This window comes from Arsenicicoccus sp. UBA6765 (assembly GCF_002453335.1).
Classification (GTDB): domain Bacteria; phylum Actinomycetota; class Actinomycetes; order Actinomycetales; family Dermatophilaceae; genus Arsenicicoccus; species Arsenicicoccus bolidensis.
The window spans coordinates 1-5,575 of the sequence record NZ_DKGR01000050.1 but is presented as its reverse complement, the minus strand read 5'-3'; the positions used below and the strand labels follow the sequence as shown (position 1 = coordinate 5,575).

The window sequence follows — 5,575 nt, the reverse complement described above, 5'->3', positions numbered from 1 at the left end:
GCGGGGCGCGTGGGCGGCGCTTTGTGAGCTCGGAGCTCAGTTTGAGCCGTTGGTCGAGCGGCCCACCTGTCAGCTGTAGTGGAAGCGAGCCTGCAGGACGACCAGGTCGTCACCGTCGACGAGATGCACGAGGCGGTGGCGTCACGCGCACTCTTCGGCCGACGGGACTGATCAGCCCAGCCCAGCTCGCGCCGGTCGCGTGTCACCTAACCGCGGTCGCCAGCAGGGCGTCGGTCGAGGGCTCCTGGGCTGCCACGAGGCCGGCATACCGGCCCTCGAGGGCGAGGAGCTAGTCGTGGGTGCCGACCTCGACCACGCGGCCGTGGTCGAGCACGACGATCTGGTCGGCGTCGCGCACCGTCGAGAGGCGGTGGGCGATCGTGATCGTGGTGCGGCCGCGGCTCAGGTGGCCCAGCGCCTCTTGGACGGCGCGCTCGGTGCGGTTGTCGAGGGCGCTGGTGGCCTCGTCCAGGACCAGGACGCGCGGGTCGCGAAGGATGGTGCGCGCCAGGGCGATCCGCTGCTTCTCGCCGCCGGAGAAGCGGTAGCCGCGGGCGCCGACCACGGTGTCGTAGCCGTCGGGGAGGGAGGCGATCAGGTCGTGGACCTGCGCCGCGCCGGCGGCCGCGACGACCTCCTCGTCGGTGGCGCCGGGGCGGGCATACCGGAGGTTGTCGGCGATGGACGCGTGCAGCAGGTAGGGGTCCTGGCTGACCGTGCCGACGATCCCGGTCACGGTGTCGAGACGGAGTTGGCGCAGGTCGACGCCGTCGATGGTCACGCGTCCCGCGTCGGGGTCGTGCAGGCGGCTGACCAGGGCCGCGAGCGTCGACTTGCCGGACCCCGTGGCGCCGACCAGGGCGACGGTGGAGCCGGCGGGGACGGTGAGGTCGACCTCGTGCAGGGCGTCCCGGTCGGCGCCGGGATAGCGCAGCGTCACTCCCTCGAAGCGCACCTCGCCGCGGACCTGCTCGGGGTCGAGGGGGACCGGGGGGTCGGTGATGGTCGCGGGGAGGTCGAGGTACTCGAAGATGCGGCTGAACAGCGCCTTGCTCGTCGTGAGCTGGATGCCGACGTTGAGCACCCCCATGAGGGGGCGGAAGAGCCCGGCCTGCAGCCCGGTGAACGCCACGAGCGTGCCGATCGACATGCCCTGCCCGGTCGCGGGCAGCCCGGCGGCGAGATAGATGAGCGCCGGGATGGCGGCGAAGATGATCGACATCGTCCCCATGCGCCACCGGCCAGCCATCTGGGACTGCAGCTCAAGCTCGGTCAGCGTCTCGGAGGACTGCGAGAACCGCTGCGACAGAGCGGGACCCGCGCCCATCGTCTTGGCGAGCACGACCCCGTTGATGGACAGGGACTCCTCGATCTGGGTCTGCATGTCCGCGAGCGTGCGCTGGGCGCGCGTCTGGACGCTGCGCCGCAGGTGGGCGACCCGGCGGCTCAGCCAGATGGCGGGCGGCAGGACGACCAGGCTGATCAGCGACAACCGCCAGGACAGGACCGCCATGGCCACGGCGGTGCCGATCGCGGTGGTGACGTTGCTCGCGATCGAGGTGGCCGAGTCGGTGACCACGCCCTGCATGCCGTTGATGTCGTTGGTCAGCCGGCTCTGCAGCTCGCCGCCGCGCGTGCGGGTGAAGAACCCGAGGGGCAGGCGCTGCAGGTGCGCGAACAAGTCGGTGCGCAGCGTGTGCATGACGCGCTGGCCGGTGCGGGTCGCGAGCCAGGTCTGCACGACGCCGAAGAGCTGGGTCACGACGGTGACGGCGAGGATGCCGCCGACGAGCGTGAGCAGGAGCGGGACGTCCTGGTGGGGGATGGCGTCGTCGATGAGGGCCTTGGTCAGGAACGGCGGGGCGAGGCCGATGATCGCGGTGAGGACGATGAGCCCGAGCACGACGGCCATGGGCAGCGCGTGCGGGGCGAAGAGTCGCGCGACGCGCGAGAGGGGGACGGGGTGCTCGTCGAGCTGGGCGAGGTCGGCCTTGCTGACGCGCAGGCCGGCGCGGTTGCCGCGGCCCGGAGCCGGGCCGCCGAGGTCGGGGGAGACTGTCGTGATGATCACGTCCTTCGTGAGGTGATATTGTGAGGTTACCTCACTATGAGGTGGCATGGCAAGATGGTCGTATGACGAACCGCCCCGATGCCGACCTGCCCTCGCTGCTCATGCAGGCCGGTCGCGAGATGCGCCGCCTCAAGGTCGCCGCGCTCGAGCCGTACGGCATCACCCCGCACCAGTCGCGGGCCCTCGGGACCGTGTCGCGGCTCGAGGGGGAGTGCGAGGTGCGGCCCTCCGTCATCGCCGAGCGGCTGGGCATCGCGCCGCGCTCGGCCACCGAGGTCATCGACGCCCTCGAGGGTGCGGGTCTGCTGCGACGAGCCCCGAGCCCCACCGACCGCCGGGCCACCGTGGTCGAGCTCACCGAGCAGGGCCGGGCCGTGCGAGCGCGCATCGAGGCCGACCGGGCGAGCCAGGTCGGGTCCTACGTCGGGTCCCTGTCCGTCGCCGACCAGGAGCAGCTGCGCACCCTCCTCGTGCGCCTGCTCGGCGCCTCGCCCGACGACACGCCCTGAGCTGGGGGCTCAGTAAGGGTCGTCTGGTGGCCGTTCGCGGGCTCGTGGGCGGCACACACTGAGCTGGGAGCTCAGTTCGGGTCGTCGTCCCGTCGCCCGTTGCCCGGACCCCGGATCGCGTCGGGCGCGGCATACGGCAGGGCTGTCGGACGTTGCAGTTATTGGCTCGCCGCCCAGGTGTGGCCCGTGCGACCCTTGAGGGGATATGACTTCTACTCCACACTTCGACCTCTTCCAGTCCCGCGCCGAGGCGCTCGCTGACGAGGACGCACCGTTCGACCGGTCCCAGCTCGACGACGAGAGCGACCACGGCTACGACGGCGACCAGCTCGACCGCGAGGAGCGCACCGCCCTGCGGCGCGTCGGTGGCCTCTCCACCGAGCTCGAGGACGTCACCGAGGTCGAGTACCGCCAGCTGCGCCTGGAACGCGTCGTCCTCGCCGGCGTCTGGACCGAGGGCACCGCGACCGACGCCGAGAACTCGATCCGCGAGCTCGCGGCGCTCGCCGAGACCGCCGGGTCAACCGTCCTGGACGGCGTGATCCAGCGTCGTCAGCGCCCCGACGCCGGCACCTTCCTCGGCAGCGGCAAGGCGGCCGAGCTGCACGACATCGTGGTCGCCGAGGGCGCCGACACCGTCATCTGCGACGGCGAGCTCACGCCCAGCCAGCGGCGCGCGCTCGAGGACATCGTCAAGGTCAAGGTCATCGACCGGACCGCGCTGATCCTCGACATCTTCGCCCAGCACGCCAAGTCCCGTGAGGGCAAGGCGCAGGTCGAGCTGGCCCAGCTGCAGTACCTCCTGCCGCGCCTGCGCGGCTGGGGCGAGTCGATGTCCCGTCAGGCCGGCGGCCAGGCCGCCGGCGGTGTCGGCATCGGCTCCCGCGGCCCCGGTGAGACCAAGATCGAGCTCGACCGGCGCCGCATCAACACCAAGATCGCGCAGCTCAAGCGCGAGATCCGCCGGATGAAGACCGGCCGCGACGCCAAGCGCTCCAGCCGCAAGGCCAACGAGATCCCCAGCGTGGCGATCGCCGGCTACACCAACGCCGGCAAGTCCTCGCTGCTCAACCGCCTCACCGGCGCGGGTGTGCTCGTGCAGAACCAGCTCTTCGCGACGCTGGACCCGACGGTGCGCCGCGCCGAGACCCCGGACGGGCGGCCCTACACCTTGGCCGACACCGTGGGCTTCGTGCGGGCGCTGCCCCACCAGCTGGTCGAGGCCTTCCGCTCTACGCTCGAGGAGGTCGGCGAGTCGGACCTGCTCCTGCACGTCGTCGACGGCTCGCACCCCGACCCCGAGGGGCAGATCAGCGCGGTGCGCGCGGTCATGGCCGAGGTGGGCGGTGACCGCCTCAAGGAGGTCACCGTCATCAACAAGGCCGACCTCGCCGACCCCGAGGTGCTGATGCGCCTGCGGGCCAACGAGAAGCACTCGATCGTCGTGTCGGCCCGCACGGGCGAGGGCGTCGACGAGCTGCGCCGGCTCATCGCCGAGGAGCTCCCGCAGCCCGAGATCCCGGTCGACGTGCTGCTGCCCTACGACCGCGGCGACCTGGTCAGCCGCCTCCACGCCGACGGCGAGGTCGTCACCGAGGAGCACACGCCCGAGGGCACGCTCGTCCACGCGATGGTGCATCCCCGGCTGGCCGGGGAGCTCACGCCGTATGCCGTGCAGGCCGCCGCCTCGCGCTGAGCCCGGCGTCAGGCCCAGCACGACCGAGGCCCCGGTCACCGTCCTGCGGTGACCGGGGCCTCGTCATACCTCCGAACCCCGGCACCCCCGACGCCCCCGGCACCCCCGGCACCCCGGCACCCCGGCACCCCGGCACCCCGGGCTCCCGTGGCCCGCCGGTTCGTCCTAGGCTCCGACCATCACGCCCCAACGTCGGAGGTCCTCCCCGTCATGTCGTCTGCTCGTCGCACCTCGATCATCAGCACCGTCGCCCTCGCGCTCGTCGGCCTGGCGCCACTGTCCCCGGCCACGGCCGCGGCCGGCGGTGACCACCCCGGCAAGGGGAGGGGCAAGGACAAGGCGCTCGACCTCACCGTCCTCGCCACCACCGACGTGCACGGCAACGTCATGGACTGGGACTACTTCAAGAACGCGCCGTATGCCGAGAGGTCGGGTGAGTCGGTCGGCCTCGCCCGGGTCGCCTCCGCCATCGACCAGGTCCGGGCGGCCAAGGGCGCCGAGAGCACGATCGTGGTCGACAACGGTGACGCTCTCCAGGGCACGCCGATGACCTATCTCTACGGCTCCAAGGACCCTGTCACCCGGTCCGGCCTCACCCACCCGATGGCCGCCGCCTACAACGCCATCGGCTACGACGCCCAGGTCGTCGGCAACCACGAGTTCAACTACGGGCTGGACCTGCTGCGCACCTACCGCTCGCAGCTGCGCTTCCCCCTCCTCGGCGCCAACGTGACGGACGAGCAGCCGGGCGTCCTCGGCCTCAAGCCCTACACCCTCGTCAACCGCCACTGTGAGTCGCATCGCTTGGTGGCGTGCTTCTGGTAGCGGTCAGTGGCCGATGAGGAGGGCTTCTCTGGCGGCGCCGACGAGCTCTGGGGTGAGGGTGTGGAGGTCGTTGATGGTCTGGATGCGTTCGATCTGGGTGGCCAGGCGGTCCAGGAGCCGGAAGTTGCCTGCGGTGATGCGAGCGATGGTGGCCAGGGCGGTGGCGTGCGCGATCGGGTCGTGGTCGGCGTGCTGGGCGGGTAGGCGCGTGGTGAGGACAGCGGTGAGCTCGTCGGGGCCGAGGGGTCTGTACTCGTGGGCGAAGCCGATGCGGCTGTAGAGCTGGGGATAGCGCGCGAGGCGCTTTTCGATGCCTGGCATGCCGATGAGGATGACGCCCATGTGGTGGCGGTCGTAGTAGTCGCGGACTTGCTCAAGACCGGTGCTCTTGAGCCTGTCGGCTTCGTCGATGATGAGCAGCTCGGTGCGCCCGGAGGAGCGTGAGGCGTCGTTGTGGTCTTGGCGTTCAGGTGG

5 protein-coding genes are annotated in these 5,575 nt (G+C 71.3%); 3 read left to right on the top strand and 2 right to left on the bottom strand.

Annotated elements, in window-relative coordinates; translation table 11 throughout:
- Positions 1-289: 289 nt before the first annotated feature.
- Complete coding sequence (locus B4K29_RS13285; RefSeq protein WP_286967675.1) at positions 290-2,071, bottom strand: ABC transporter ATP-binding protein; 1,782 nt, start codon at positions 2,069-2,071, stop codon at positions 290-292.
- Between the two features lie 62 nt (positions 2,072-2,133).
- On the opposite strand from B4K29_RS13285, the gene B4K29_RS13280 reads away from it, so the two are divergent.
- The 3 genes from B4K29_RS13280 (at position 2,134) to B4K29_RS13270 (ending at position 5,101) form a co-directional block, all read left to right on the top strand.
- Positions 2,134-2,580 (top strand): MarR family winged helix-turn-helix transcriptional regulator, encoded by a 447-nt coding sequence (locus B4K29_RS13280; RefSeq protein WP_029212707.1) that lies wholly within the window; start codon positions 2,134-2,136, stop codon positions 2,578-2,580.
- 205 nt (positions 2,581-2,785) lie between these two features.
- Complete coding sequence (gene hflX, locus B4K29_RS13275; protein ID WP_286961330.1) at positions 2,786-4,276, top strand: GTPase HflX; 1,491 nt, start codon at positions 2,786-2,788, stop codon at positions 4,274-4,276.
- Positions 4,277-4,486: 210 nt separating this feature from the next.
- Complete coding sequence (locus tag B4K29_RS13270; protein ID WP_286961331.1) at positions 4,487-5,101, top strand: hypothetical protein; 615 nt, start codon at positions 4,487-4,489, stop codon at positions 5,099-5,101.
- 3 nt (positions 5,102-5,104) lie between these two features.
- Here B4K29_RS13270 and B4K29_RS13265 read toward each other — a convergent pair.
- Positions 5,105-5,575, bottom strand: a 471-nt coding sequence (locus B4K29_RS13265) for an AAA family ATPase (RefSeq protein WP_286967673.1), incomplete at its 5' end; no start/stop codon positions are given.

Excerpts from the sequence above, each read along its gene's own strand:
- B4K29_RS13280 (WP_029212707.1), top strand. The coding sequence starts at position 2,134 with ATGACGAACCGCCCCGATGCCGACCTGCCCTCGCTGCTCATGCAGGCC.
- hflX (WP_286961330.1), top strand. The coding sequence starts at position 2,786 with ATGACTTCTACTCCACACTTCGACCTCTTCCAGTCCCGCGCCGAGGCG.
- B4K29_RS13270 (WP_286961331.1), top strand. The coding sequence starts at position 4,487 with ATGTCGTCTGCTCGTCGCACCTCGATCATCAGCACCGTCGCCCTCGCG.